This window comes from Sulfitobacter litoralis (assembly GCF_900103185.1).
Classification (GTDB): Bacteria; Pseudomonadota; Alphaproteobacteria; order Rhodobacterales; family Rhodobacteraceae; genus Sulfitobacter; species Sulfitobacter litoralis.
Map to the genome: position 1 here is coordinate 25,193 of NZ_FNJD01000001.1, position 24,943 is coordinate 50,135.

General features: G+C 58.6%; 27 protein-coding genes. 13 read left to right on the top strand and 14 right to left on the bottom strand.

Annotation, left to right across the window (positions count from 1 at the left end; genetic code table 11):
• The first annotated feature begins 50 nt into the window (after positions 1 to 50).
• Both BLQ98_RS00150 and BLQ98_RS00155 read left to right on the top strand, forming a co-directional pair.
• Positions 51 to 959, top strand: a complete 909-nt coding sequence (locus BLQ98_RS00150; RefSeq protein ID WP_093731339.1) for a sulfite exporter TauE/SafE family protein — start codon at positions 51 to 53, stop codon at positions 957 to 959.
• Positions 956 to 1,726, top strand: coding sequence for a TIGR02186 family protein (locus tag BLQ98_RS00155; protein WP_093731340.1), 771 nt, complete (start codon positions 956 to 958; stop codon positions 1,724 to 1,726). The genes BLQ98_RS00150 and BLQ98_RS00155 overlap by 4 nt, the downstream gene beginning before the upstream one ends.
• 32 nt (positions 1,727 to 1,758) lie before the next feature.
• Here BLQ98_RS00155 and BLQ98_RS00160 read toward each other — a convergent pair whose 3' ends face one another.
• The 3 genes from BLQ98_RS00160 to BLQ98_RS00170 all read right to left on the bottom strand — a co-directional run bounded on the left by BLQ98_RS00160 (position 1,759) and on the right by BLQ98_RS00170 (position 6,245).
• Positions 1,759 to 3,297, bottom strand: coding sequence for an ATP-dependent DNA helicase (locus BLQ98_RS00160; protein ID WP_093731341.1), 1,539 nt, complete (start codon positions 3,295 to 3,297; stop codon positions 1,759 to 1,761).
• 168 nt (positions 3,298 to 3,465) lie between these two features.
• Positions 3,466 to 4,746, bottom strand: coding sequence for a crotonyl-CoA carboxylase/reductase (ccrA, locus tag BLQ98_RS00165; RefSeq protein WP_093731342.1), 1,281 nt, complete (start codon positions 4,744 to 4,746; stop codon positions 3,466 to 3,468).
• Positions 4,747 to 4,898: 152 nt separating this feature from the next.
• Entirely contained in the window at positions 4,899 to 6,245 is a 1,347-nt protein-coding gene (locus BLQ98_RS00170) for a 1-acyl-sn-glycerol-3-phosphate acyltransferase (protein WP_093731343.1), read from the bottom strand.
• A gap of 204 nt (positions 6,246 to 6,449) precedes the next feature.
• Here BLQ98_RS00170 and BLQ98_RS00175 point away from each other — a divergent pair, with 204 nt between their 5' ends.
• The 3 genes from BLQ98_RS00175 (at position 6,450) to deoD (ending at position 9,609) form a co-directional block, all read left to right on the top strand.
• On the top strand, positions 6,450 to 8,417 hold the full coding sequence (locus tag BLQ98_RS00175; protein ID WP_093731344.1) for a protein meaA: 1,968 nt from the start codon (positions 6,450 to 6,452) through the stop codon (positions 8,415 to 8,417).
• A gap of 84 nt (positions 8,418 to 8,501) precedes the next feature.
• Positions 8,502 to 8,816, top strand: coding sequence for an H-NS histone family protein (locus tag BLQ98_RS00180; RefSeq protein WP_093731345.1), 315 nt, complete (start codon positions 8,502 to 8,504; stop codon positions 8,814 to 8,816).
• A gap of 82 nt (positions 8,817 to 8,898) precedes the next feature.
• Positions 8,899 to 9,609, top strand: a complete 711-nt coding sequence (gene deoD, locus BLQ98_RS00185) for a purine-nucleoside phosphorylase (RefSeq protein ID WP_093731346.1) — start codon at positions 8,899 to 8,901, stop codon at positions 9,607 to 9,609.
• An 80-nt stretch (positions 9,610 to 9,689) separates the two neighbouring features.
• Here the strand turns inward: deoD and BLQ98_RS00190 are convergent, their stop codons facing one another.
• From BLQ98_RS00190 to BLQ98_RS18195, 11 genes are all read right to left on the bottom strand, one after another.
• Positions 9,690 to 10,532: an urea carboxylase-associated family protein gene (locus BLQ98_RS00190; RefSeq protein ID WP_093731347.1), complete on the bottom strand. Its 843-nt coding sequence runs from the start codon at positions 10,530 to 10,532 to the stop codon at positions 9,690 to 9,692.
• A gap of 51 nt (positions 10,533 to 10,583) precedes the next feature.
• On the bottom strand, positions 10,584 to 10,799 hold the full coding sequence (locus tag BLQ98_RS00195) for a hypothetical protein (RefSeq protein ID WP_093731348.1): 216 nt from the start codon (positions 10,797 to 10,799) through the stop codon (positions 10,584 to 10,586).
• A gap of 61 nt (positions 10,800 to 10,860) precedes the next feature.
• On the bottom strand, positions 10,861 to 11,640 hold the full coding sequence (locus BLQ98_RS00200) for a succinate dehydrogenase iron-sulfur subunit (protein ID WP_093731349.1): 780 nt from the start codon (positions 11,638 to 11,640) through the stop codon (positions 10,861 to 10,863).
• Between the two features lie 53 nt (positions 11,641 to 11,693).
• The gene (locus BLQ98_RS00205; RefSeq protein ID WP_093731350.1) at positions 11,694 to 12,509 is read right to left on the bottom strand and encodes an FkbM family methyltransferase; all 816 of its coding nucleotides are present in this window, start codon (positions 12,507 to 12,509) and stop codon (positions 11,694 to 11,696) included.
• The gene (locus BLQ98_RS00210; protein ID WP_093731351.1) at positions 12,509 to 12,844 is read right to left on the bottom strand and encodes a hypothetical protein; all 336 of its coding nucleotides are present in this window, start codon (positions 12,842 to 12,844) and stop codon (positions 12,509 to 12,511) included. The genes BLQ98_RS00205 and BLQ98_RS00210 overlap by 1 nt, the downstream gene beginning before the upstream one ends.
• Positions 12,845 to 12,927: 83 nt before the next feature.
• Complete coding sequence (gene sdhA / locus BLQ98_RS00215; RefSeq protein WP_093731352.1) at positions 12,928 to 14,733, bottom strand: succinate dehydrogenase flavoprotein subunit; 1,806 nt, start codon at positions 14,731 to 14,733, stop codon at positions 12,928 to 12,930.
• 31 nt (positions 14,734 to 14,764) lie between these two features.
• Positions 14,765 to 15,136: a succinate dehydrogenase, hydrophobic membrane anchor protein gene (sdhD, locus tag BLQ98_RS00220; protein ID WP_009826051.1), complete on the bottom strand. Its 372-nt coding sequence runs from the start codon at positions 15,134 to 15,136 to the stop codon at positions 14,765 to 14,767.
• Between the two features lie 11 nt (positions 15,137 to 15,147).
• Complete coding sequence (gene sdhC / locus BLQ98_RS00225; protein ID WP_093731353.1) at positions 15,148 to 15,531, bottom strand: succinate dehydrogenase, cytochrome b556 subunit; 384 nt, start codon at positions 15,529 to 15,531, stop codon at positions 15,148 to 15,150.
• 373 nt (positions 15,532 to 15,904) lie between these two features.
• Positions 15,905 to 16,867, bottom strand: a complete 963-nt coding sequence (mdh, locus tag BLQ98_RS00230) for a malate dehydrogenase (RefSeq protein ID WP_093731354.1) — start codon at positions 16,865 to 16,867, stop codon at positions 15,905 to 15,907.
• A gap of 189 nt (positions 16,868 to 17,056) precedes the next feature.
• Positions 17,057 to 18,100 carry a PRC-barrel domain-containing protein gene (locus tag BLQ98_RS00235; protein ID WP_093731355.1) on the bottom strand — a complete coding sequence of 348 codons (1,044 nt, stop codon included), beginning with the start codon at positions 18,098 to 18,100 and terminating at the stop codon, positions 17,057 to 17,059.
• 120 nt (positions 18,101 to 18,220) lie between these two features.
• Entirely contained in the window at positions 18,221 to 18,397 is a 177-nt protein-coding gene (locus BLQ98_RS18195) for a hypothetical protein (protein ID WP_208595997.1), read from the bottom strand.
• 174 nt (positions 18,398 to 18,571) lie between these two features.
• Between BLQ98_RS18195 and BLQ98_RS00240 the strand changes: the two genes are divergently transcribed.
• The 8 genes from BLQ98_RS00240 to sucD all read left to right on the top strand — a co-directional run bounded on the left by BLQ98_RS00240 (position 18,572) and on the right by sucD (position 24,893).
• A complete protein-coding gene (locus BLQ98_RS00240; RefSeq protein WP_093731356.1) occupies positions 18,572 to 19,429 on the top strand; it encodes an HpcH/HpaI aldolase/citrate lyase family protein in 858 nt (285 codons plus the stop codon).
• Positions 19,430 to 19,434: 5 nt separating this feature from the next.
• Positions 19,435 to 19,992 carry an NnrU family protein gene (locus BLQ98_RS00245; RefSeq protein WP_093731357.1) on the top strand — a complete coding sequence of 186 codons (558 nt, stop codon included), beginning with the start codon at positions 19,435 to 19,437 and terminating at the stop codon, positions 19,990 to 19,992.
• An 18-nt stretch (positions 19,993 to 20,010) separates the two neighbouring features.
• A complete protein-coding gene (locus tag BLQ98_RS00250; RefSeq protein ID WP_009826044.1) occupies positions 20,011 to 20,214 on the top strand; it encodes a DUF1737 domain-containing protein in 204 nt (67 codons plus the stop codon).
• Positions 20,214 to 21,251 (top strand): MaoC family dehydratase, encoded by a 1,038-nt coding sequence (locus tag BLQ98_RS00255; RefSeq protein ID WP_093731358.1) that lies wholly within the window; start codon positions 20,214 to 20,216, stop codon positions 21,249 to 21,251. Before BLQ98_RS00250 ends, BLQ98_RS00255 begins: the two co-directional genes overlap by 1 nt.
• Positions 21,252 to 21,532: 281 nt before the next feature.
• A complete protein-coding gene (sucC, locus tag BLQ98_RS00260; protein WP_093731359.1) occupies positions 21,533 to 22,726 on the top strand; it encodes an ADP-forming succinate--CoA ligase subunit beta in 1,194 nt (397 codons plus the stop codon).
• A 19-nt stretch (positions 22,727 to 22,745) separates the two neighbouring features.
• Positions 22,746 to 23,279 carry a succinyl-CoA synthetase subunit beta gene (locus BLQ98_RS00265; RefSeq protein WP_093731360.1) on the top strand — a complete coding sequence of 178 codons (534 nt, stop codon included), beginning with the start codon at positions 22,746 to 22,748 and terminating at the stop codon, positions 23,277 to 23,279.
• Positions 23,276 to 23,962 (top strand): hypothetical protein, encoded by a 687-nt coding sequence (locus tag BLQ98_RS00270; RefSeq protein ID WP_093731361.1) that lies wholly within the window; start codon positions 23,276 to 23,278, stop codon positions 23,960 to 23,962. The genes BLQ98_RS00265 and BLQ98_RS00270 overlap by 4 nt, the downstream gene beginning before the upstream one ends.
• A gap of 43 nt (positions 23,963 to 24,005) precedes the next feature.
• On the top strand, positions 24,006 to 24,893 hold the full coding sequence (gene sucD / locus BLQ98_RS00275) for a succinate--CoA ligase subunit alpha (protein ID WP_093731362.1): 888 nt from the start codon (positions 24,006 to 24,008) through the stop codon (positions 24,891 to 24,893).
• Positions 24,894 to 24,943 lie beyond the last annotated feature (50 nt).

The window sequence follows — 24,943 nt, forward strand, 5'->3', positions numbered from 1 at the left end:
GCGCAGCATCCACGATTGATTTCAACCTTTCGATCGGACTAACTGCGTCTATGCAAATTTATCTGCCCATTGCCGAATTGTCGGTCAACGCGTTCCTCCTTTTGGGGTTGGGCGGGATTGTGGGCGTTCTATCCGGCATGTTCGGCGTCGGAGGCGGATTTTTGATCACGCCCCTGCTGTTTTTTATCGGCATCCCCCCAGCGGTGGCCGTGGCCACAGGCGCAAACCAGATTGTGGCGTCGTCGTTCTCGGCGCTGCTGGTGCATCTTAAACGCAAGACGGTTGATCTGCGCATGGGCAGCGTCTTGCTGGCGGGCGGTCTGGTCGGGGCTGCGGCAGGGGTCACGATCTTTAACTACCTCAAATCGCTGGGTCAGGTCGATCTGCTGGTAAACCTTTGCTACGTCGTTTTTCTGGGGATCATCGGCGGGCTGATGTTGGTTGAATCGCTGAACGCGATGTACAAGACGCGCACCGGAAAACGCCCCCCGCGCAAGAAACACACGTGGATACAAAAGCTGCCATTCAAGATGCGTTTTCGGGTTACGGGGCTTTATATCTCGGTCATTCCGCCGCTGCTGGTCGGGGCCTTTGTCGGGCTTCTGGCCGCGATCATGGGCGTTGGCGGCGGCTTTATCATGGTGCCTGCGATGATCTATCTGCTGGGGATGCCGACCAAAGTCGTTGTCGGCACGTCGCTGTTTCAGATCATCTTTGTCGCCGCATTTACCACGATGTTGCATGCCACCACCAACTATACTGTCGATATCGTGCTGGCCGTGCTGCTGCTGATCGGCGGCGTCATTGGCGCACAGTTCGGCACCACCCTTGGGACCAAGCTCAAGGCGGAACAGCTGCGCATCCTGTTGGCGCTTTTGGTGCTGATTGTCTGCGGCAAGCTGGCGCTGGACCTGCTCTTGCAACCGGCCGAGCTTTACTCCGTCGGGTTCAAATCATGATCCGGTTTCGTGTTTTAATCGCGGCGGTCTTGACCTGCATCGCGTTCTCTGCGCTCGCCGAAGAAGCAATCGTTTTGGGGCTGAACCAAAGCGAAGTATCTATCTCGACCAACTTTAACGGGTCCGAGATCATCATTTTTGGCGCGGTTAAACGCGAGGAGCCCATCCCAGAGGGCCCCGAGCTTGAGGTCGTGGTTACCGTTTCTGGCCCGTCTGCCCCCGTGACAGTCCGGCGCAAGGAAAAGACCTTTGGCATCTGGGTGAATACCGCTGCCGTAGAGGTGGACCGCGCCCCCAGCTTTTACGCCGTCGCCACCAGCGGCCCACTCCAAGACGTCCTGAGCCGTACCGAAGACCTGCGCTATAAAATCTCTGTACCCCGTGCCATCCGATCTGTCGGGGCCCCGATGGATATTAAAGATTCGGCGGCTTTTTCAGATGCGCTGATCCGTATCCGCAGCGATGCAAACCAGTACCAGCTGGACGAGGCAGGCGTGAGCGTTGACGAACAAACCCTGTTCAGAGCGACGGTACAGCTGCCCGCCTCGTTGATAGAGGGCGATTATAACACCCGCATTTTCCTGACCCGTGGCGGATCGGTCGTGGCCCAATACGGGACGCTCATCGATGTGCGCAAGGTCGGGTTGGAACGCTGGCTTTACAATCTGTCACGCGAAAACGCGCTGCTTTACGGGCTGATGTCACTCGCCATCGCTATTGCTGCAGGGTGGGGTGCATCCGCCATCTTTAGTGCACTGCGCCGCTAAGTGGCGGTGCAGGGAGTAGCCAAAAACAGCCTTTATGCGGCGGGGTCATCCGTCTGCACTTCGAGGTTAAGCGGTGCCGCTGGGGCCGCACGCAGGTCATCCACCCGCAACACCCCCGACGGTTTCGACAGACGGTTCCGCACCACCCAAATCAGGCGCTCTTGCGCACGGGTGATCGCCACGTAGGCGAGGCGCTTCCACAGGGGTTGCCCCGCCTCAGACCGGCCCATACGCGCCGCTGCGAACAGATCGGGTGCAAACACCTGCACTGTATCCCACTGGCTGCCCTGCGCCTTGTGGATGGTGACGGCAGCCCCGTGCAGGAACGTGGCCCCCATACGCGCGGCAAAGGGGATGAACGGCTCTTCCTCGTCCGGCTTTTCGATCTTTACGATGGACGCGGCAGAGATCTGAGGGTCTTCGGCCCCCATCACATGCAAGCGGCTAAAGCCCGGCTTGCGACCATTGCCCAGATAGACAACCTGCGCGCCTTTGATCAGGCCGCGTGCTTCGAGGTCGAGCCGTTTCTTGCGGTGTTTCAGTGGCAGCTCGATCCCGTCACATATCAGCGGCTCACCTTCGAGCAGCGCGTCTTCAGGTGCCCCATAAACCGACCGGAATGCGTTGATCAGCCGGATACGCGTCGCGTTGCGCCAGACCAGCACAGGCGAACGCGCCATCAGGTCAACCTCTACCCGCTGGCCCCAGACCACGCGGTCGTCTTTCTTTGACGCATCTTCAATCATGCGTTCAAACTGCTCGAATGTCAGCGCCGGATCGGCAAGCGCATGCGCAAGATCAAGGATCGGGTTGTCGGCCTGCTGCCGGTGGATACGGCTCAGGTTCAACACGCGTTCTTTCGGTAGCTTTTCGAAAACCATCGTGCCGGACTGCCCCACAGGGGCCAGCTGTGCCGGATCGCCAAACAGCAGTAATGTCGGGAAAATCTCTTTCAGATCCTCGAACTGCTTGTCATCCAACATAGAGCTTTCATCGACGAAACCGATGTCCAGCGGTTCTTCGCGGCGCTTCCATCCGGTGATGAAATCACTGCCGCGCAGACCCGCTGCAGCCAACGCGCCGGGGATAGATTTGTTGTTCTGATAGAACGCCAATGCCCGATCCAAGGCAATCTCATTCATCCCCTCGATCACCGGACGGTCGCCGTTGCCTGCCAGCCACTCTGCGATGCGTTCATATTCGGGATCATACACGGGGGTATAGAGGATGCGGTGGATCGTGGTCGCCGGCACACCGCGCAAGCGCAGGACCGAGGCCGCCTTGTTCGTGGGGGCAAGGATCGCCAGCGTCCGTTTGTCTTTCTTCTTGCGTTCATAGTCACCCGACACGATGTCGACGCCTGCGTTTTCCAATGCCTTGTACAGCTCTGCCAACAGCAGTGTCTTGCCCGACCCCGCCTTGCCGGTCACCGCCAGCACCTGATCTGCACCGCCCGCAGGCGGCATCAGCAAGTTGTCATCAAGATCAATGCCTGCATGGCGCAGCATTTCGGCTACGCTATCAAAGGCAGCCGCCTGATCGTCGGAATATGTAAGGGCAGGTACTGTCATGGCGCGACCCTAATTGAGCGCCGCGCCGGGGGCCAGATGGCATCACGGTTATTCGCACATTCAGCTTGCGCCACAACGCCCCTGCGAGGCCCAAAACGCAGAACACCCGCGCGCCGGGATGCGGCGCACGGGTGTCTGGTCAGTACTCCCACAAAGCGGGCTGTCTGATTATTTTTTCGCGTCCAGAGCGTCTTCGAGCGTGCGCAGGCCGGTTTTGGGCGACTGCACCAGCACCGACATGTTGCCGGGCTTGTGTTCGTTGGCCAGCATCTTCATGTGCGCGTCAGGCAGATCAGCCCAGGTAAACACTTCGGACATGCACGGATCAAGACGGCGTTCGACCATCAGCTTGTTCGCCGCCGACGCCTGCTTGAGGTGGGCAAAGTGGCTGCCCTGCAAGCGCTTCTGGTGCATCCACATATAGCGCACGTCGAACGTCAGGTTGAACCCCGAGGTCCCCGCGCAGATCACAACCATGCCGCCCTTTTTGCAGACAAAGGTGGATACAGGGAATGTTGCCTCGCCAGGGTGTTCAAACACCATGTCGACGTTCACACCCTTGCCGGTGATCTCCCAGATTGCGGCACCGAATTTGCGGGCCTCTTTGAACCACGTGGCGTATTCGGGCGTGTTCACTGTGGGCATCTGGCCCCAGCAATTGAAGTCCTTGCGGTTCAACACGCCTTTGGCGCCCAGATCCATCACAAAGTCACGCTTGGATTCGTCCGAGATCACACCGATCGCATTGGCACCTGCGGTATTGATCAACTGAATCGCATAGGACCCCAGACCACCCGATGCGCCCCAGACCAGTACGTTCTGGCCAGGTTTCAGGTCGTGCGGCTCGTGGCCGAACAGCATGCGGTACGCAGTGGCCAGCGTCAGCGTGTAACACGCCGCCTCTTCCCATGTCAGGTGCTTGGGGCGTGGCATAAGCTGCTGCGCCTGAACGTTGGTGAACTGCGCAAACGACCCGTCGGGTGTCTCGTAGCCCCAGATGCGCTGGCTCGGGGAATACATCGGATCGCCGCCGTTGCACTCTTCGTCGTCGCCGTCATCCTGGTTGCAGTGGATCACGACCTCGTCGCCGATCTTCCAGCGTTTGACCTTGTCACCGACGGCCCAGACGATGCCGGACGCATCAGAGCCCGCGATGTGGAAGGGCTGCTTGTGCCCGTCAAACGGGCTAATTGGTTTGCCCAACGCAGCCCAGACACCGTTATAGTTCACACCCGCAGCCATCACGAGGACAAGCACTTCGTTACTGTCGAGCGTCGGCACGTCCACGACTTCTTCGAGCATCGCCGTATTGGGATTCCCGTGACGTTCCTTGCGGATGGTCCAGGCGTACATCTGCTTGGGAACATAGCCCATCGGAGGAATTTCCCCGATTTCGTAAAGGTCTTTTTCCGGAGCGTCATATTGCGCGATATTCGTGTCCAAGGCCATGTCGGTCTCCACAGTCAGAATAGGTTTGTGCCGCAGTGCAGAATCGCGGCGTCTACAGGTGGAATATGATCCTTGGCGCAACAATGCAACACCAATTGCCCCTCAATTGTAACTTTATGACTTTGCAGTCGCAGCAATTTCAGATGTTTGACCTATCGATCAAAGAAATGCGCGATCGAGTTCGCATAAAAGCGCAGCACTGACAGCTGACCATCTGCAGGGCGATATCCCCGCTCTACCGCTGCGATTATCCCGCGCTGCAACAGATGTTGGCGTGCCTTGACCACATTGGCACCAAAGCCTTCATCCCCTTCGAACATATTGACCGGAGCAAGGGCCGCCATACGGGCCATCTCTTGTTCTAGCGCGACACCGTCCAGCGGCTTCTCTGCTAACAACAACACCCGTGCCAGCAAGGGAACGAACAACAATGGCATCTCGTTTTCGATCCGGCCCATCAGATCCTGCGCCAGCCCGTCGACATCGGGGGTGCTGCCATAGTCGCGCAGACGCACCGGCGTGCCAAACACCACCACGGCCTCTCCGAAGCGCAGGAACTTTCCGCGCAGACGCAACCAGACCTTGCGCACGATAAACTTCAGAATGACCGAGATTTGCGCGTCGAACCGCCGCGTGCCCGCCTCATCTGCCGAGATCAGAACGCGATCCTCCAGCACCCGGTCATAGTTGATCGCCACGGGCACAAAGACGACATCGCGGTCCTTCAGGTCGGCCTCCAGCACATAGCCGAGCAGACCCATCTTGGGCGGCATCAGCTTGCCATTCAGGCTCAGCCCGCCCTCGGGGAAAATCGCTTGGGTTACGCCGCCTTCGGTCGCCATCTGCACATAGCGCGCCAGCACCTTTCGATAGAGCGCACCACGTGATTTGCGCCGGATGAAATACGCCCCCATCGACCGTATCAACCGGCTGAGCGGCCAGACCCGCGCCCATTCCCCCACGGCATAGCTCAGCGCAGATGCCTCCCCCGCGAGGTAGGTGACCAGCACGTAATCCATATTGCTTCGGTGGTTCATGATAAAGATGACCGTGGCGTCTGACGGGATACCTTCGATCACGGCGTCATTTTGGGTACCCGTGCGCACATCATAAAGCGCGTTCGCTAGAAACCGCGCCAGCCGGATGCCAAAGCTGAAATAGGCAAAGGCGCTAAAGCTCGGGACAATTTCGCGGGCATAGCGTCGCGCTTGTTCTGAGGCGACGTTCTCGGGGATACCTTCGGCGCGGGCGTGATCCACGATGGCCTGACTGATCTGCGGATCATAAATTAGCCGCTGGATCATATCGTGACGCCGCGCAAGCTTGAACGGCTCGATTGGGCGGGTCAGCCGTGTGTTCAGCTGCGCGACAGCTTTTTCCAGCCGTCTGCGAAAGAACCACCTGACCGAGGGCAGCAAAAAGTGGCTCAGCGCAGTCACCGCGGCGAAAAGCAGGATCACGGCGAAAAGCCAGACGGGAAGTTCAATCGTTTGCGTCATTGCCCAACCCTTGCAGGAGGTGCACAGTCTGGGCAACACAAAACGGTCGACCCCCGATCGGGTTCCCTAATAAAGGCACCCGCTGTCGTAACGCAGCGGCTTTCGCCCATGCCGCGATGCAGCGAATTGACAGCGCCCGATTGTTTCACGTATCAATCGACCAGCGCAAGAATATTACCCATTCGATTCACGAAAGGCCGCCCCATGTCGCAACCGCAAAAAGACCGCCCTTGGCTGATCCGCACCTACGCCGGACACTCCACCGCCGAGGCATCCAATGCGCTGTACCGCGCGAACCTTTTGAAAGGGCAGACCGGCCTGTCGGTCGCCTTCGACCTGCCCACCCAGACCGGATATGACAGCGATCACATCCTGTCGCGCGGCGAAGTCGGCAAAGTGGGCGTGCCCGTGGCGCATTTGGGCGATATGCGCAGCCTGTTCAAGGATATCCCGCTTGAGCAGATGAACACCTCGATGACGATCAACGCCACCGCGCCGTGGCTGCTGGCGCTGTATATTGCTGTGGCCGAGGAACAGGGCGCAGATGTGTCCAAGCTGCAAGGCACCGTGCAGAACGACCTGATCAAGGAATACCTGTCGCGTGGCACCTATATCTGCCCGCCTGCCCCGTCTCTCAAGATGATCGCGGATGTGGCCGAGTATTGTTATACCAACGTGCCCAAATGGAACCCGATGAACGTCTGTTCCTATCACTTGCAAGAAGCAGGAGCGACGCCCGAACAAGAGCTGGCCTTTGCCCTTGCCACTGCGACTGCCGTCTTGGACGCCCTGCGCCCCCGCGTGCCGGAAGAAGATTTCCCCATGCTGGTGGGCCGCATTTCGTTCTTTGTGAACGCGGGCATCCGTTTCGTCACCGAAATGTGCAAGATGCGCGCCTTTGGGGATCTATGGGACGAGATTTGCCTTGAACGCTATGGTGTCGAAGACCCGAAATACCGCCGTTTCCGCTATGGTGTTCAGGTAAACTCGCTGGGACTGACCGAACAGCAGCCCGAAAACAACGTCTACCGCATCCTGATCGAAATGCTAGCTGTGACCCTGTCAAAGAACGCGCGCGCACGCGCCGTGCAGCTGCCTGCGTGGAACGAAGCGCTTGGCCTGCCGCGTCCGTGGGATCAGCAATGGTCAATGCGGATGCAGCAGATCATGGCCTACGAGACCGACCTGCTGGAGTTTGACGACCTGTTCGACGGCAACCCGGCTGTGGACCGCAAGGTCGAAGCGCTGAAAGAAGGCGCACGGGCCGAGCTGGCGAACCTTGACGATATGGGCGGCGCGATTTCAGCGATTGATTACATGAAGTCCCGTCTGGTCGAAAGCAACGCCGACCGTCTGGGCCGCATCGAAGCGGGCGAGACGATCGTGGTGGGCGTCAACAAGTGGCAGCAGGGCGAACCCTCGCCGCTGATGACCGGCGATGGTGGCATCATGGTCGTGGACCCTGCGGTCGAGGCCGACCAGATCAACCGTCTGAATGCTTGGCGCGACAGCCGCGATCAAGCGGCCGTAGACAAAGCCCTTGCCAATCTACGCGCCGCCGCCGCCGAGGGGCGCAATGTGATGGAACCGTCGATCGCAGCTGCCAAAGCGGGCGTCACCACTGGTGAATGGGCGGAACAGATGCGCAGCGTGCACGGCGAATACCGCGGGCCTACAGGCGTCGCATCAGGCCGGTCGAACAAGACCGAGGGCCTCGACGATCTGCGCGACGCCGTTGACGCCGTCAGCACCCGTCTGGGCCGCCGCCTAAGCTTTCTGGTGGGCAAGCCGGGCCTCGACGGTCATTCCAACGGTGCCGAACAGATCGCCGTGCGCGCGCGCGATTGCGGCATGGAAATCGCCTACGAGGGTATTCGGCTTACCCCGTCCGAAATTGTTTCCGCCGCTCTGGAGGGAGAGCATCACGTTGTCGGACTTTCCATTCTTTCGGGGTCGCATATTCCATTGGTCGAGGATTTGATGAAACAAATGCGCGACGCCGGATTGGCGCATATTCCGGTAATCGTAGGTGGAATTATTCCAGAAGAAGACGCCAAAAGATTGCGCGCCATGGGTGTTGCCCGGGTTTATACGCCCAAAGATTTTGAATTAAATACGATTATGGCAGACATCGTCACGCTGGCAGATCCTGAAACAGTGGCCGCGGAATAAAAGCGGCCAATTCAATAAATACTTTTTTTGTTCATTCTTTTGGAGTAAAGCAACGAATGGCTTTTCGACAAAGGAATGAGCGAAATGAGTATTGATCTGAACACAATGTCCCACAAAGAGCTGGAACAGCATTTGGAAGACGTGAAGATGGCGATTAAAAACGCATATGAACGCGACCGTGTAGAAGCCCGCAAAGCAGCTGAAAAAGCGGCCGCTGAATACGGCTTTTCGCTGGACGAAGTTTCCAGTGGCGCGAAAAAAGGCAAAGCTGCAAAAGCGGCCGCGAAATACGCCAACCCCGAAGATCCCAGCCAGACATGGACCGGCAAAGGCCGCCAGCCCAATTGGTTCCGCAATCTTGTATCCGATGGCACAGCACCGGAATCCCTGGAACTGTAAATAGACCTGGACGTCGCATCCCTTGCGATGTCTATGCCCCCCTCGGCGCATCCCCTTGGCTTTGGAAATAGACGAGCATCCTATGACAATTCATATCGGCGCAAATCCCGGCGACATCGCGGAAACAGTTCTCATGCCGGGCGACCCTTATCGCGCGAAATGGGCGGCGGAAACATTTCTTAAAGATGTAAAACTCATCAACGAAGTCCGTGGTATGTTGGGTTTCACTGGTACATGGAATGGCAACCGCGTCACTATTCAAGGCTCGGGCATGGGGATGCCGTCGCTGTCGATCTATGCGAATGAATTGATTTCCGAATTTAATGCACAAACCCTAATTCGGATTGGCTCTTGTGGCGGAATGCAACCGCACGTTGGCATTCGCGATGTGATTATTGCCATGACGGCGACGACAATTACCTCGCCCTCGTCCGGTATCTTCCGCGAGATGAATTACGCCCCTTGCGCCGATTGGTCCCTGCTGCGTGCCGCGGTGAATGCTGCCGAAGCAAAAGGCACCAAGACCCATGTCGGCGGCATCTATTCCTCGGATGTGTTCTATGCCGAACGCCCTGATCTGGACGAACAGATGACCCGCCACGGCATTCTGGGCGTCGAGATGGAAGCGGCAGAGCTGTATACGCTTGCCGCGCGTCACAAGCGCCGTGCGCTGGCGGTGCTGACCGTGAGTGACCACTTGCAAACCGGTGAGGCGCTGCCTGCGGAAGAACGTGAAAAGTCGTTTGGCGATATGGTAGAGATCGCCCTGCAGGCAGCATTCCCCAGCGGCTGATACGTCTTGATCCCCCGTCGGACGCTCCGCGGGGGATATATTGCCATTTGGAAGTATCGGGCCGTACAGGGGCCTAACCGTCAGCTTCCGTGGCTGCGGTCGTATCCGTTGGGCTGCGGGCTTTGCCAGCCGTTAAGCGTGCCACTGGCGGGGGCAAAAACTTCTACCAGCAGCGGATAGCAAGCGGCGGTATCGGCCGAATGCTTCGACGAACAATCGCCCCCCGGACAGGCGCTGAGCGCACCAAGCAGGTCGATCTCGGCAAAAAACTCGAGGTAATCACCGGGCCGCACCGGGCTGGCTTTCATGAAGTACTGGCCCGTGTCGCGGGTAAAGCCGGTGCACATAAAGACGTTCAGCACATCATGTACGTAAGGTTCTGCCTCGGCGTAGGATATACCCTGATGGTCTGCCAGTGCGCGGATCAGGTTTGAATGGCAGCAATGATGATACTGCCCGCCGGATAAAAGCTGGTTGGTGTAAGGATCGCAGCGCGTGCCGATCACATCATGCACAGAGCCGCCAAAATCATCCACACCGTACCAGTCGAGCGTATCATGGGTCAGGGTCGCCATGGGACGCAGCGTGGGAAAGCTGGACCACATGCGCTGGCCTGTGGTGATATGCGTGCCATGCAGTGCGCGGGTTTTGCCGGAATAGAACCGTTGAGACAGATCGTTTTGGGCCCAAAGATTCAGATCGCCGACCTGCGGCCCCTCGACCGAAGTGATGCGAAAGAAATGACCCGCCGGCACGGTAAAGCAGCTGGCATCACGGGGGGCGACGGTGACCTCGTCCACTTTGGTCAGCGTTTCGCGCGCGCGCCCGTAAAGCGTCATGTCAGGCGCGGGCAGCGTTTCAACGGGGTAGCAAATCACGGGCGCGACAGCGCGGCGGGCGTCGGCATCATGGGGCATTGTCATTGCGGAAACTCCTGACTGTTGGGTCCAATCCTAAGGCCACCGCCTGCGGCGTTAGAGAGGCCTACCGCCGACATTGGCCTTGCAGTCGCGGGGCGGACCTTGGGTGCTGGTATAAGCCTCTGCCCCGCAGGCGACGCAGTGATAGAACTGAAGGCTGCCTTTGTCGCGGTTGCTGTCCTTGCGCCAGCGGCATCCACGCACCGCTTTATCACGGTAGGCGAAATAGGCGACGATCGCAAAAGCGATAACAAAGGCAATGATGATCATAGGGGGCACTTGTCACGCCCCCCGCGCCAAAGGGCGGCGGGGGCCGTGGGTTGCGATGGGATCAAACTGTGCGTTCGACCATCATCTTTTTGATATTGGCAATGGCTGCGGCAGGGTTCAGGCCCTTGGGGCAGGTTTTGGCGCAGTTCATGATGGTGTGGCAGCGGTACAGTTTGAATGGATCTTCAAGTTCGTCCAGACGCTCGCCTGTGGCTTCATCGCGGCTGTCGATGATCCAGCGGTAGGCGTGCAGCAGCGCTGCCGGACCGAGGTAGCGATCGCCGTTCCACCAATAGCTGGGGCAGGATGTTGAGCAGCAGGCGCACATGATGCACTCATAAAGCCCATCCAGCTTGGCGCGGTCATCGATTGACTGCTTCCATTCCTTGGCAGGTTCCGCCGTCTTGGTTTCAAGCCACGGCTGGATGGATGCGTGCTGCGCATAAAAGTGCGTTAGATCGGGGATCAGATCCTTGACCACGGGCATGTGTGGCAGCGGATAGATCTTCACCGCGCCGTTCACCTCGTCCACGCCATAGGTACAGGCCAGCGTATTGATCCCGTCAATGTTCATCGCGCAAGACCCGCAGATGCCCTCGCGGCAGGACCGGCGGAAGGTCAGCGTCGGGTCGATCTCGTTCTTGATCTTGATCAGCGCGTCCAAAATCATCGGGCCGCAGGTGTCCATATCGACGAAATACGTGTCGATCGCCGGGTTCTTCCCGTCATCGGGGTTCCAGCGATACACCTGAAACTGTCGCAGGTTTTTGGCACCTTCGGGTTTCGGCCATGTTTTACCGGTCGTCATCCGGGAGTTCTTGGGGAGCGTGAGTTGAACCATATCGCTTCTCCTGGTCTGTCGGGCAGTTGCCCAGTTCGTTTCAATTCTGGCGCTTACGTCTTTCGGATGTAAAGCGCATTTCCTTCGGCGCGCAGGGTTTGGCGGTACCCGCAGGCCAGTATTTCTGCACAAAGATCGCCGTCCCACTGATCCGCGTGGCGGACCTCTATCAAGATCGCATCGGGCAGCCAGCCACCGGATTTGCCCTGCGCGAGGATGGGGTTCAGCACGACTTCTTCGGCCCCTTCGACATCGATCTTGAGGATCGTGCCATCGTGGTGCCGTGCGGCGTGTGTAAAGGCGGACAAGGGCCGTGTGGGCACCAGCACGCCGCCGTTTTGTTGCTTGCCCTCGATCGGGAGCAGCGATGCCTGACCGTAGTTGTGCCCGCGGAAGTTCAGCATCGCCTCACCGTCGCGGTCACATAGCGCGCAGCCTTCGATACGGACGCGGTCGGTCAGATTGTTAAGCGCGATGTTCATGCCAAGGCGGCCAATCATCAGCGGGTTGGGTTCAAACGCAACGACGCGCGACCCTTCGCCGGCAGCCATGGCCAGCGGGATCGAATACGCACCGCAGTTCGCACCGATATCAAAAACCAGCACGTTGCGATCTTCGACCAGTTCAACCAAGGCGACCAGCGATTTAATCTCTGGCGGGTATTCGTTCAGCCAAATGCAGGTTTCGGTGTAGTTATCGCGCGGGTCCACGACCATGCGGATATCGGCGAATTCAACCTCTGTGGGGCCTAGCTGTGATTTGATACGGGTGCGCACATGGGAATCGCCCTCTCGGAATTGCGCGCGCAGATCGGCCATATGGCCCGCGTCTACGACGTCCGCATCTGAGGTGGCAATCGGGTGACCCATTAGCCCAGAAGCCCCGGGACGCCGCTGGCAGAGCGCGACAGACATTGCACAGTTTCAGGACGCGACAGAACCGCGCGCACGGTGGCGACGGTGGTATCATCCACGCCGATCACAGCGGATTTGGCGAAAACGCGTACCTCTAGGGCGTCGGCGTTGTCGACGATGCAATTGGTAAACGGTGTAATCAGCTGCTTGGGCACCTGCGGAAAGCGGGTGGCAAGGGTTTCGGTGATGACCCCTTTGGCGGCTTCGCGGCCGATGCTGTCAACCTGCTGCGTTGCTTGCGCACAAGAAGACGCGGCCAGGATCATGGTCATAGCGATAAACTGTTTCATGTCGCCTGCCCTCCGCCTGCAGGATGGGGGCAAGAGCCCCCGGTTTGGTCCCCTGCCCCCAAAAGCGGGAGCAGGGTTCAAGATCAATACACCCGTGCTTTGGGCGCGATCTTTTTCATATCGATGCCGCCTTCGGCCTCTGTCGTCAGCGGATCAAGGTGGACACCACGGTAGCTGAGCGTGGCATTGTTGCCGTCGAAATACGCCAGGCTGTGCTTGCGCCAGTTCGCGTCGTCACGATCAGGGTAATCCTCGTGCGCGTGGGCACCGCGGCTTTCCTTGCGTGCGGCAGCGGCGGTGATGGTGGCCACGGCGTTCGGCATCAGGTTGGTCAGCTCGAGCGTTTCCATCAGGTCGGAATTCCAGACCAGCGATGTATCGGTCACGTGCAAATCCGCGATCTTGGCCGCGACTTCGTCCATCTTGGCCTTGCCTTCGTTCAGCGTCTTGTCGGTGCGGAAAACGGCGGCGTCGGCCTGCATGGTTTTCTGCATCTCGAGGCGCAGCTCGGCTGTTGTGGTCTGGCCCTTGGCATAGCGCAGGCTGTCAAAGCGTTCAAACGCGGCGTCGACCGACTTCTGGTTCGGCGTTGGCACGGGGGCCTCTGCGTCGACGACATCTTTTGCGCGGATCGCAGCGGCGCGGCCAAAGACCACAAGGTCGATGAGAGAGTTCGAGCCCAAACGGTTCGCGCCGTGCACCGAAGCACAGCCCGCTTCGCCCACGGCCATCAGGCCTGGTGCCACGCGGTCCGGTGCGTCTTCGGTCGGCGCCAGCACTTCGCCCCAATAGTTAGTAGGGATGCCGCCCATGTTGTAGTGCACGGTCGGCAGAACCGGGATCGGTTCTTTGGTCAGGTCTACACCGGCAAAGATGCGCGCGGACTCAGAGATCCCCGGCAGACGCAGGTCTAGCGTTTCTTTGGGCAGGTGGTTCAGGTGCAGGTGGATGTGGTCTTTGTTCTCGCCCACACCGCGGCCTTCGCGGATTTCCATCGTCATACAGCGCGAAACAACGTCGCGGCTGGCAAGGTCTTTGTAGGTCGGGGCATACCGCTCCATAAAGCGTTCGCCTTCGGAGTTGGTCAGATACCCGCCTTCGCCACGTGCGCCTTCGGTGATCAGGCAACCCGCGCCGTAAATGCCGGTGGGGTGAAACTGCACGAACTCCATATCCTGCAAGGGCAGGCCTGCACGTGCCGCCATACCGCCGCCGTCACCAGTGCAGGTGTGCGCCGATGTCGCCGAGAAATAGGCACGGCCATAGCCACCTGTCGCCAGAACAACCATCTTGGCGCTGAACAGGTGCATGGTGCCGTCGTCCAGCTTCCAGCACAGCACACCCTGACACACACCGTCATCCGACATGATCAGATCAATGGCGAAATATTCGATGTAGAATTCAGCGTTATGCTTCAGCGACTGACCATAAAGCGTGTGCAGGATCGCGTGGCCGGTCCGGTCGGCTGCAGCACAGGTGCGCTGCACGGGGGGACCTTCGCCAAATTCGGTGGTGTGGCCACCAAATGGACGCTGGTAGATTTTACCCGCTTCGGTCCGCGAGAAAGGCACACCGTAGTGCTCAAGCTCGTACACCGCCTTGGGGGCTTCGCGCGCGAGGTATTCCATCGCATCCGTGTCGCCCAGCCAGTCCGACCCCTTAACGGTGTCATACATATGCCACTGCCAGTTGTCGGGGCCCATGTTGGACAGCGACGCCGCGATGCCGCCCTGCGCCGCAACTGTGTGCGAACGGGTCGGGAAAACTTTGGTCACGCAGGCTGTTTTCAGCCCTTGCTCTGCCATGCCAAGTGTCGCACGCAAGCCAGCACCGCCAGCCCCCACGACAACGACATCATATTCATGCGTTTCATATTCATATGCAGCCATGTCTCGGTCTCCGGTATAGCGTAGGCGTGTGTTAAAGCGCGATGCGGGCGATGGCGAAAACGCCAACTGCGGCCGCACCATAGCTGAGGCAAGTCATCAGGATGATCGCAACTTTCTGCGACAGCCCGTGGACGTAATCCTCGATCAGCACTTGGACACCGTCATTAAAATGTTTGAAGCCAACGATCAGCGTCAGGGCGGCGACGATCGCGGGGAAGGGCCTGCTGTAGTAGGCGATGATCTCTTCGTAGGTGCCCCCCAGGGCGGACCCGAAGGTAAAGACGAAAAGCGGGATCAGGATCAGCAGCGCAACAGAGCTGACTTTCATCGCCCAGAAATGTGCAGTGCCCGATTTAGCCGAGCCCAAGCCCATAGCGCGTTTGCGGTCTGTCAAATAAGCCATGTGTCTATTCCTCAGATGATCAGCGCGGTGATGATGGTCAAAACGACGGAACCGATCAGCGCGGCCCAGCCCAGCTTTTCAGCCGTCGGGATGTCCAGCGCATAGCCGTTGTCCCATATCAGGTGCCGGATGCCGGCGAGCGTGTGATACCACAGGCCCAGCAGCGACAGGAACATGATCAGGTCACCGAACCAGCTGGTGATGAAACCGTTTGCAAAGTCGAAATATTCCGCCGACGTCGCAGCGGCCAAGAACCACCATACGATCAGCAGCGCGGCGATCAGCATTGCGTTGCCGGTGATGCGCGTCAGGATCGACGTCATGGAGGTCAGTTGCGGGCGATAGATCGTCAGGTGGGGTGACAGCGGGCGGTTGCCCCGGTTCACATCTGCCATGATGGATTCCTTTTCTCGTCAGGTTACGGTCATAGATAACGGTATTTTTGGGACTGTCACGTCCAGAGGCGTGAATTTGAAGCGGTTTATTGGCGCAGTTGCCCAAACCCTTCGGTTAGCGCCGGACATTGAGGGGGTTTGTGATCACTAATTTTGAAAGTGTGATCACAACTTCGGAAGGCCGTGAATATCGCCGGGCTGGAAGCCAGCAAATGATCCGGAAACTCTGAGAAGCGGTTGGGTCAACAGCGGCAATTAGCCGCGTGGCAGAGCAATTCGGGCACCGGTCGTCCCAGCGGCTCTGTCATCTAAAAACGGGCGCAACGGGTGATAACGGAGGATAGTCCGCCCCCGCCCGCTGCGCCTGGTCGTATTACTTCAGCGATTCATCGATGCCTTTGCACGCATCGACCAGACCTTTGACGGCGTTGACAGAGTTGTCGAACATCGTCTGCTCGTCTTTGTTCATCGAAATCTCGACAACACGCTCTACGCCGCCGGCACCGATCACGGTGGGCACGCCGACATAGAAACCGTCCAGACCGTAAGCACCGTCAACATAGGCGGCACAGGGCAGAACGCGCTTTTGGTCTTTCAGATAGGCTTCGGCCATTTCGATTGCCGACGTCGCAGGCGCGTAGAACGCCGAACCGGTCTTCAGCAGACCAACGATTTCGGCACCGCCATCACGGGTCCGCTGAACGATCGCGTCCAGTTTGTCCTGTGTGGTCCAGCCCATTTTCACCAGATCAGGCAATGGGATACCCGCAACGGTGGAATAGCGCGTCAGCGGTACCATGGTGTCGCCGTGGCCGCCCAGAACGAAGGCAGTTACGTCTTTCATGGACACATTGAATTCCGACGCGAGGAAGTGACGGAAGCGCGCCGAATCAAGAACGCCAGCCATGCCACATACCTTGTGGTGCGGCAGACCGGAGAATTCGCGCAGCGCCCAAACCATCGCGTCCAGCGGGTTGGTGATGCAGATAACGAATGCGTCTGGCGCGTGGGCAGCGATGCCTTCACCGACAGACTTCATGACCTTCAGGTTGATTCCCAGCAGGTCATCACGGCTCATGCCGGGCTTACGCGCAACACCGGCAGTCACGATACAAACGTCTGCGCCAGCGATTTCAGAGTAGTCATTCGCGCCGGTCATGGTCGCGTCGAATTTGGCGGATGGGCCCGATTCTGCGATATCGAGGGCCTTACCCTGCGGGATGCCTTCGGCGATGTCGAACAGGACAACGTCGCCCAGTTCCTTGATTGCTGCGAGATGGGCAAGCGTGCCCCCGATTTGCCCTGCGCCGATAAGCGCGATCTTGGGTCTGGCCATGTGGTATACTCCGACAGGGTTACATTTCGCTTCGGGATACCGAAATGAAGCGCACCGTGCAAGTTGCGCTTGGTCCGGCGTCACGTCACACCGCGCAGAGCCATAAAAAACGGGACCGTTTCTTTCGAAACGATCCCGTCTTGGTCAGCTTTTCAGCAAGCTATTGCCGAATTTGACTTAGCGTTAAGCTTAGCCTTGGTATTCGGGCTGTGCTTCCAGCGCTTCTTCGCTGCTGTCGATGTAGATGCGGAAGTCGTCGCCTTCAGCGTTCTTCATGATCTGCAGTTCGTCCCAAGTTACGGCAACTGGCTTTTCGCCAATGCCCAGGAAACCACCGACGTTGATCACAACTTGGCCGACTTCGCCGTCGTCACCCATGACAAGGGCACCGATTTCACCGACTGTTTCGTCGTTGGCACCGTAAACATAGGACCCTTCCAGGTCTTCTGCGGTCAGCGCGGCAACTTCGTCAGTTGTGGCGTTGGCATAGCCTTCACGCTCAACCGCTGGGGCTGTCAGCATGGGGCGTTCCATGTCGCTTTCGACTTCATTGGCTTCTTCGGTCATTTCCGTGGTCGCTTCATCAACGGCCTGCTCTGTTTCAGCCGCTGCTTCTTCGGCTTCCATTTCAGCTTCGTTTGCCAGTGCTTCGGCATCCGCTTCCATTGCTTCTGCGTCCGCTTCCATTTCGGTCTCTGTGTCGACCTCAGCTTCGGCGTTCATGTCGGTCGCTGCCATGTCTGTGTCAGCGTTCATGTCGGCGTTGGCGTCCATGTTTGCTTCGGTTTCCATGTCAGCTTCGTCGTCCATACGCTCGAACGCTGGGGCTTTTTCAAGCATCTCTTTGCTTGTGTTCACCACGAGGAAACGGTCGTCGCTGTCACCTTCTTCGGTCACGATGCGAATCTCGTCCATGTTGACGCTTACGTCACGCTCACCCATGCCGAGGAAACCGCCAATGCCGAGGATAACGGCCTTAACGTTGCCTTCGGAATCTAGCAGGACGTCGTTGATTTCGCCGATGTCGTCCCATTCCTTTTCGCCGTCAGCGGCGATGGTGGAATTTGCTTCAACTTCTGTCTCGGAATTGTAGATACGCATGCCGATCAGGTCGGACGCGAAGAAGTCAGTTTCTTGCGCTGTCACGATACCAAAACCAGCTGCATGTGCATCTGCAAATGCGGGACCAGTCAAGCTCAGGATGATTGCGGTTGTGCCAAGAATACGTTTCATTGTTGATACTCCTTTAGAAGTTCCGGGTGATAATCACTCGGTTGTGATATCAACGATGATGTGGCGATTGCGTTCCGGCGATCTGCATCTTTTTTCGCCGCTTTTATATTCTATGACATATCAAATAGGTCCTGCCTCCTTAGTTTGTTGATCCTGCGGCGGGTGCGAAATTTGTGCAGAAACCTCGTGGCTCCAGTCACAACCTGCGGTTCGCGTGCCCGCCGCGACATCCTGCGTCAGTGCGACCACCGCCGCCGCGGCAGTCGCCAGCCCGATCAGGTTAAACATCTTCACCATTCCACACCTCTTACACTTACACACGCCCCAAGACGCCTTTCCTTCTGGCAGCAAAACCTGAAGGCCGCGTTAAAGCCGCAAACTATCTGACGCTGCGCTGCGGCGCGTTTACGCTTGAGGTTTTCGTCTAAAAATGCAGACCTGCACGCAACATTATTTCTTGGAGAGTCGCAAATGTCGAAAATCACCCGCCCCCTGCGTTCCGTTTTATATATCCCCGGCTCCAAGGACCGCGCGTTAGACAAAGCCCGCGGACTGCCGGCCGATGCGATTATCTTTGACCTCGAAGACGCTGTGATCCCGGAAGAGAAAACCGCAGCACGGGAAACGCTTGCCACGGCGCTGAAAGACGGCGGCTATGGCAGCCGGTATAAGGTGATCCGCATTAACGGGCTGGACACCGAATGGGGTGCCGACGATGCCCGCGCCGCGGCAAAAATGGACTGCGACGCCATTTTGCTGCCCAAAGTCGGCAGCCCCGCCGATCTCGACGCTTTGGCCGAGATCACGGGCGACATCCCGCTTTGGGCGATGATGGAGACCCCCGGTGCCATGCTGAACGCCGCCGCGATTGGCGCGCATCCCAAGCTGCAATGCATGGTAATGGGCACTAACGATCTGAACAAAGACCTGCAAACCCGCGTGCGCGCCGACCGCCTGCCCCTGATGACCGGGCTTGGCCTATGCGTACTGGCAGCCAAGGCCAACGGCATCGCGATTGTCGATGGCGTTTATAATGCGTTCAAGGATGACGAAGGCCACCGCGTTGAATGTGACCAAGGCCGCGACATGGGCTTTGACGGCAAAACCTTGATCCACCCCGCGCAGCTGGACGTCGCGAACGAGGCATTCTCCCCCTCCGAGGCCGAAGCCGATCTGGCCCGCCGCCAGATCGCAGCGTTTGACGAAATGCAGGCGACAGGTCAGGGTGTGGCCGTTGTGGACGGGCGCATCGTCGAAAACCTGCATGTCGCCACCGCACGCGAAACATTGGCAAAGCTGGACGCAATCGCGGCCCTGCAAACGGAGTAAACCTGATGATGGCACTTTTGATCCTTGGTCTGATCTTATGGGTCGGTGCCCATTATTTCCGTCGCTTTATGCCGGACCAACGCGCCGCCATGGGCAAAAAGGGCAAAGGCATCATCGCCGTCGCCATCGTGGCGGCGCTGGTCATGATCATTATCGGATACCGCGGGGCCGAGTTTATCCCCGTCTGGACGCCCCCGCCCTTCCTGACGCATCTGAACAACCTGCTGATGGTGCTGGCATTCTGGGTCTACGGGTCCAGTGCAGCCAAAGGGGCCAAGGCTTGGCCCGCCTATAAAACCCGCCACCCGCAGCTGATGGCCGTTAAAATATGGGCGGTCGCGCATTTGCTGGTGAACGGTGATCTCGCCTCTATTCTGCTGTTCGGCTCTATGCTGGCTTGGGCGGTCGGTTCCGTGATCCTGATCAACCGCGCCGAACCCAACTGGACACCCCCTGCCCCCGCGGGCAAGGCCACCTATATCCGCCTTGCGGTGATCACGCTGGTGATGCTGGTCGTTGTGACCGCGATCCATACCCTGCTTGGCGTCTCTCCCTTTTCCTGAGTTACTGAAAGAACCCCCATGAAACTCTATCGTTTCCTGTCCGAAGAGGACACTTCCGCCTTTTGCCACAAGGTCACCGACGCGCTGAACAAGGGGTGGGAGCTTTACGGCACGCCCACACAAACATGGGATGCCAAGGCAAATGTCATGCGCTGCGGTCAAGCCGTGACCAAGGAAGTCGAAGGCACCTATACGCCCGACACCAAGCTGGGGGCGCATTGATGGCACAGGCAAAGACCAACAAGGGCCGTTTCTTCGAGGACTATAAAGTAGGCGAGACGCTGCATCATGCTGTGCCGCGCACCGTCAAGGATGGTGAACGCGCGCTGTACCACGCGCTGTATCCCGCACGTCATGCGCTCTATTCCTCCGATCAATTCGCGCAAAGCTGCGGCCTGCCTGCCAGCCCGCTGGACGATATGATTACCTTTCACATCGTGTTCGGCAAAACCGTGCCGGATGTATCGCTGAACGCCGTGGCCAACCTTGGCTACGCGCAGGGACGCTGGCTGGCACCGGTCTGGCCCGGCGATACGCTGCGGTCTGAATCCGAGGTGATCGGGCTCAAGCAAAACTCGAACGGGAAAACCGGCGTTGTCTATGTACGCACCACTGGCTTTAACCAGAACGACACCAAAGTGCTGGAGTATGTCCGCTGGGTGATGGTGCGCAAACGCGATGTCGATGCCCTCGCACCCGAAACTGTCGTGCCCGATCTGCCCAAGGCGCTGACGGTTGACGATCTGTCGATCCCCGAAACGCTCGATTTCAGCAATTATGACTTTACCCTCGCGGGCGAGGCGCATCGCTGGGGCGATTATTCCGTGGGCGAGATGATCGACCACGTGGATGGCGTCACCGTCGAAGAGGCGGAGCATATGATGGCCACCCGCCTGTGGCAGAACACGGCAAAAGTGCACTTTGACACCTCCGCCCGCCCTGACGGGTCGCGACTGATTTATGGCGGGCACGTGATCTCGATGGCCCGTGCGTTGTCGTTCAACGGGCTGGCCAATGCGCAGATGATCGTAGGGCTGAACGGCGGGGCGCACGCAAACCCCTGCCTGTCCGGCGACACAATCCGCGCCTGGACCGAGGTTCTGGACAAAGCCGATACCGACAAACCTGGTGTCGGCGCGCTGCGCTTGCGCTTGGTCGCCACCAAAGGCGGGGAGCCGTTCAAGCTGAAGGGCGAAGACGGCAAATATCTGCCCGATGTCTTGCTTGACCTCGATTACTGGGCACTGATTCCCAAGTAAAACTCCCCCTTGACGACACCTGATCGGTCGCAAAATAGACAACTATATGTCGCGTTCGGCCCTTAAAACTTGGGGTTTCCGAGCGCGACAGCCGCTGCGTCGGCAACATTCCGCAGATTTTCCACCGTTAGCGCTATTTTGTGATCACACGCGAAATTCGTGTGATCACAAATGTCGCTTTTCTCTGGATAACCCTGTATTTCTCCGAAAAACTGTTTACCGAGTATCAAGACTCAATCGTATACCGCGATTAGACTGGAACAAAGACGGGACCGTTTTTTATGAACATCCATGAATATCAGGCAAAAGCCCTTTTGCGTAGCTACGGCGCGCCAGTATCCGAAGGCCGGGTCGTGCTGAAAGCCGAAGATGCGAAAACCGCCGCCGGCGAGATGGACGGACCTCTTTGGGTCGTCAAGGCACAGATCCACGCAGGTGGCCGCGGCAAGGGTTCTTTCAAAGAAGCCGACGCTGGCGACAAAGGCGGTGTACGCCTGACCAAATCGGTTGAAGAAGCCGCCGAAGAAGCCAAGAAAATGCTGGGCCGTACCTTGGTCACGCACCAGACCGGCCCAGCGGGCAAACAGGTCAACCGCATCTACATCGAAGACGGTTCGGGCATCGAAACCGAATTGTACCTCGCGCTGCTGGTGGATCGCCAGACGTCGCGCATCGGGTTCGTCTGCTCCACCGAGGGCGGCATGGACATCGAAGAAGTGGCCGAATCTACTCCTGAAAAAATCATCAGCTTTTCTGTAGACCCAGCCGCGGGCTTCCAACCCTACCACGGCCGTCGCGTTGCTTTCGCCCTTGGGCTTGAAGGCAAGCAGGTCAAACAGTGCGTCACCCTGATGGGCCAGCTGTTCAAAGCCTTCGTTGAAAAAGACATGGAGATGCTTGAAATCAACCCGCTGATCGTCACCGACGGCGGCGACCTGAAAGTGCTGGACGCCAAAGTCAGCTTTGACGGCAACGCAATGTATCGCCACGGCGATATTGCCGACCTGCGCGACACCACCGAAGAAGACCCCAAAGAGCTCGAGGCGTCCAAGTACGACCTGAACTACATCGCTCTGGACGGTGAAATCGGCTGCATGGTGAACGGTGCCGGTCTGGCGATGGCCACAATGGACATCATCAAGCTTTACGGTGCCGAGCCCGCGAACTTCCTTGATGTTGGTGGCGGTGCGACCAAAGAGAAAGTGACCGAAGCGTTCAAGATCATCACCTCCGACCCGCAGGTCAAAGGTATTCTGGTCAACATCTTCGGCGGCATCATGCGCTGTGACGTCATCGCCGAAGGCGTAGTTGCAGCCGTGAAAGAAGTCGGTCTGAAGGTTCCGCTGGTTGTCCGTCTGGAAGGCACGAACGTTGAAGAAGGCAAAGCCATCATCAACAACTCCGGCCTGGACGTGATCGCTGCGGACAACCTGAAAGATGGCGCGCAGAAGATCGTGAAAGCGGTCAAAGGCTAAAACTGGCTGGAAAGCTTGGATGATGCATCGTCTCGCCTTTTGTTTTTCCATTGCCGCGCTGGCTGTCCCTTTCGGGGCGGCCAGTAACGCTATGGCACAGACGACCCGCGCGGCGGACATCGCCCAATCCTTTGCAGACCATTGTTTCAGCCCGCGACTGACGGCACAGTCGGCGCAGGCACAGCTTGGTACGGCGGGGGCACGGGTCGATTTCTATGACCTGCGTCCCTTTACCTCGGCACCTCAGTCTCCGGTGACGGGCGCGGCTGCAACGGCGGGCACGGACCGTCGCTGCGAAGTGTCCTTTGACGGGGCTGAACCGCAAATTGCGCAACAAGGGATCATTACCGGATTGGCTCAAGAACAGCTGATTGATCTGGTAGATGTCCCCGCAGGGTTCCCCACTACAACGGGGGCCACCTATCGCGCCGCCGTCATGTTGAACCCCAACCGCATCGCTGTGGTACAATCGGGGGTTCGTGACGGGGCACAAGGCGTCGAAACCTTTGCACGGGTCGAACGTTTGATCCCGCTGAACGAGGCGAACCAATGACTGCAACCCCGCAAAACACCGTCTTGGGTGGGAAAACCATCGTCCTTGGGATGACCCTTCTGGTTTTCGCAATGATGGCGGTTGTCGCGCAGCTGCCCTTGCCAATGCAGGGCTCCCTGCTGGCCGAAGGCGGCCCGTTCGAGACGCTGTCTGTGGTCGGCTATGGCCTGTGCATCTTGATGATGTTCGCGCTGTGGCCAAAGGCATCTGTTGCACGTCGGTGGTACTTTGCGGTGTTCATGGCCCTGTTCGCAGCCCGCGAGCTGGACCTCGACAAAAAGCCGTTCACCGAAGGCCTGCTGAAAGCGCGGCAATTTTCCAGCGATGGCGTCAGCCTGATGGAAAAGGGCATTGCCGGCATCATCCTGCTGACAATTATCGTGGCGGGTCTGATCCTGTTGCGTCGCAAAACGCGGGGCTTCATCCGTGGGGTCGTAAAAGGCGCGGCACCGCAGCTGGCCGTCCTGATCGGCCTGCTGTTCATCGTCGTCTACAAGCTGACCGACGGGCTGGCCCGCAAGCTGGAACCCTTTGGCATCACGCTCGGCCGCGAACAGATCGACCTTGCCTACGTCATCGAGGAAGTCGGCGAACTGGGCATCCCGCTGATGTTCGCCGTTGCGATTTATCTGACATACCGACTGCCGCGCATTGCGGCGGCGGCCCCTTCCACCGCGCCCTGAGACCGGCGCCACCTGAATTGAACTTGAGAAGAAAGCACATAACATGGCCGTACTCGTAAACGAAAACACCAAAGTGATCTGTCAGGGCCTCACCGGCTCGCAGGGCACGTTCCACACCGAACAGGCCATCGCCTATGGTACCAAAATGGTCGGCGGTGTGACCCCCGGCAAAGGCGGCCAGACCCACCTTGACCTGCCCGTGTTCAACTCTGTCCACGAAGCCCGCCACGTCACCGAAGCCAACGCGACCGTGATCTACGTACCGCCCCCCTTCGCAGCAGATTCGATCCTCGAGGCGATCGACGCCGAGATGGAACTGATCATCTGCATCACCGAAGGCATCCCGGTTCTGGACATGATGCGCGTCAAGCGCGCGCTCGAAGGGTCCAAGTCGCGCCTCATCGGGCCAAACTGCCCCGGCGTGATCACGCCTGACGCCTGCAAAATCGGCATCATGCCCGGCCACATCCACAAGCGCGGCACCGTCGGGGTTGTCTCGCGCTCGGGCACGCTTACGTACGAAGCTGTGAAACAGACATCCGATCTTGGCCTCGGCCAATCCACTGCGGTTGGTATCGGCGGCGACCCCATCAAAGGGTCCGAGCATATCGATATCCTCGAGATGTTCCTGGCCGATCCAGAGACACAGTCGATCATCATGATCGGTGAAATCGGCGGGTCCGCCGAAGAAGAAGCGGCACAGTTCCTGGCCGACGAAAAGAAAAAAGGCCGTTGGAAGCCAACAGCCGGTTTCATCGCGGGCCGTACAGCCCCTCCCGGCCGCCGCATGGGCCACGCCGGTGCGATCGTCGCAGGCGGCAAAGGTGACGCGGAATCCAAGATCGCAGCTATGAAAGAAGCAGGCATCGTCGTTGCGGACAGCCCCGCAACTTTGGGCGAAGCCGTTCAGGAAGCCATCAACAACGGCTAATGCCAGATGGTGGGGCCTGACCTTTCAGGCCCCACCGCTCTTACTTAAAC

Coding starts and splice junctions, on each gene's coding strand:
- BLQ98_RS00180 (WP_093731345.1), top strand. CDS start 8,502: ATGAGTATTGATCTGAACACAATGTCCCACAAAGAGCTGGAACAGCAT.
- BLQ98_RS00210 (WP_093731351.1), bottom strand. CDS start 12,844: ATGAAACAGTTTATCGCTATGACCATGATCCTGGCCGCGTCTTCTTGT.
- sdhD (WP_009826051.1), bottom strand. CDS start 15,136: ATGGCTTATTTGACAGACCGCAAACGCGCTATGGGCTTGGGCTCGGCT.
- sucC (WP_093731359.1), top strand. CDS start 21,533: ATGAACATCCATGAATATCAGGCAAAAGCCCTTTTGCGTAGCTACGGC.
- sdhC (WP_093731353.1), bottom strand. CDS start 15,531: ATGGCAGATGTGAACCGGGGCAACCGCCCGCTGTCACCCCACCTGACG.
- BLQ98_RS00170 (WP_093731343.1), bottom strand. CDS start 6,245: ATGACGCAAACGATTGAACTTCCCGTCTGGCTTTTCGCCGTGATCCTG.
- BLQ98_RS00160 (WP_093731341.1), bottom strand. CDS start 3,297: ATGACAGTACCTGCCCTTACATATTCCGACGATCAGGCGGCTGCCTTT.
- mdh (WP_093731354.1), bottom strand. CDS start 16,867: ATGGCCAGACCCAAGATCGCGCTTATCGGCGCAGGGCAAATCGGGGGC.
- BLQ98_RS00255 (WP_093731358.1), top strand. CDS start 20,214: ATGGCACAGGCAAAGACCAACAAGGGCCGTTTCTTCGAGGACTATAAA.
- deoD (WP_093731346.1), top strand. CDS start 8,899: ATGACAATTCATATCGGCGCAAATCCCGGCGACATCGCGGAAACAGTT.
- BLQ98_RS00150 (WP_093731339.1), top strand. CDS start 51: ATGCAAATTTATCTGCCCATTGCCGAATTGTCGGTCAACGCGTTCCTC.
- ccrA (WP_093731342.1), bottom strand. CDS start 4,746: ATGGCCTTGGACACGAATATCGCGCAATATGACGCTCCGGAAAAAGAC.
- BLQ98_RS00205 (WP_093731350.1), bottom strand. CDS start 12,509: ATGGGTCACCCGATTGCCACCTCAGATGCGGACGTCGTAGACGCGGGC.
- BLQ98_RS00195 (WP_093731348.1), bottom strand. CDS start 10,799: ATGATCATCATTGCCTTTGTTATCGCTTTTGCGATCGTCGCCTATTTC.
- BLQ98_RS18195 (WP_208595997.1), bottom strand. CDS start 18,397: ATGGTGAAGATGTTTAACCTGATCGGGCTGGCGACTGCCGCGGCGGCG.
- BLQ98_RS00270 (WP_093731361.1), top strand. CDS start 23,276: ATGACTGCAACCCCGCAAAACACCGTCTTGGGTGGGAAAACCATCGTC.
- BLQ98_RS00265 (WP_093731360.1), top strand. CDS start 22,746: ATGATGCATCGTCTCGCCTTTTGTTTTTCCATTGCCGCGCTGGCTGTC.
- BLQ98_RS00155 (WP_093731340.1), top strand. CDS start 956: ATGATCCGGTTTCGTGTTTTAATCGCGGCGGTCTTGACCTGCATCGCG.
- BLQ98_RS00245 (WP_093731357.1), top strand. CDS start 19,435: ATGATGGCACTTTTGATCCTTGGTCTGATCTTATGGGTCGGTGCCCAT.
- BLQ98_RS00250 (WP_009826044.1), top strand. CDS start 20,011: ATGAAACTCTATCGTTTCCTGTCCGAAGAGGACACTTCCGCCTTTTGC.
- BLQ98_RS00235 (WP_093731355.1), bottom strand. CDS start 18,100: ATGAAACGTATTCTTGGCACAACCGCAATCATCCTGAGCTTGACTGGT.
- BLQ98_RS00240 (WP_093731356.1), top strand. CDS start 18,572: ATGTCGAAAATCACCCGCCCCCTGCGTTCCGTTTTATATATCCCCGGC.
- BLQ98_RS00200 (WP_093731349.1), bottom strand. CDS start 11,640: ATGGTTCAACTCACGCTCCCCAAGAACTCCCGGATGACGACCGGTAAA.
- BLQ98_RS00175 (WP_093731344.1), top strand. CDS start 6,450: ATGTCGCAACCGCAAAAAGACCGCCCTTGGCTGATCCGCACCTACGCC.
- sdhA (WP_093731352.1), bottom strand. CDS start 14,733: ATGGCTGCATATGAATATGAAACGCATGAATATGATGTCGTTGTCGTG.
- sucD (WP_093731362.1), top strand. CDS start 24,006: ATGGCCGTACTCGTAAACGAAAACACCAAAGTGATCTGTCAGGGCCTC.
- BLQ98_RS00190 (WP_093731347.1), bottom strand. CDS start 10,532: ATGACAATGCCCCATGATGCCGACGCCCGCCGCGCTGTCGCGCCCGTG.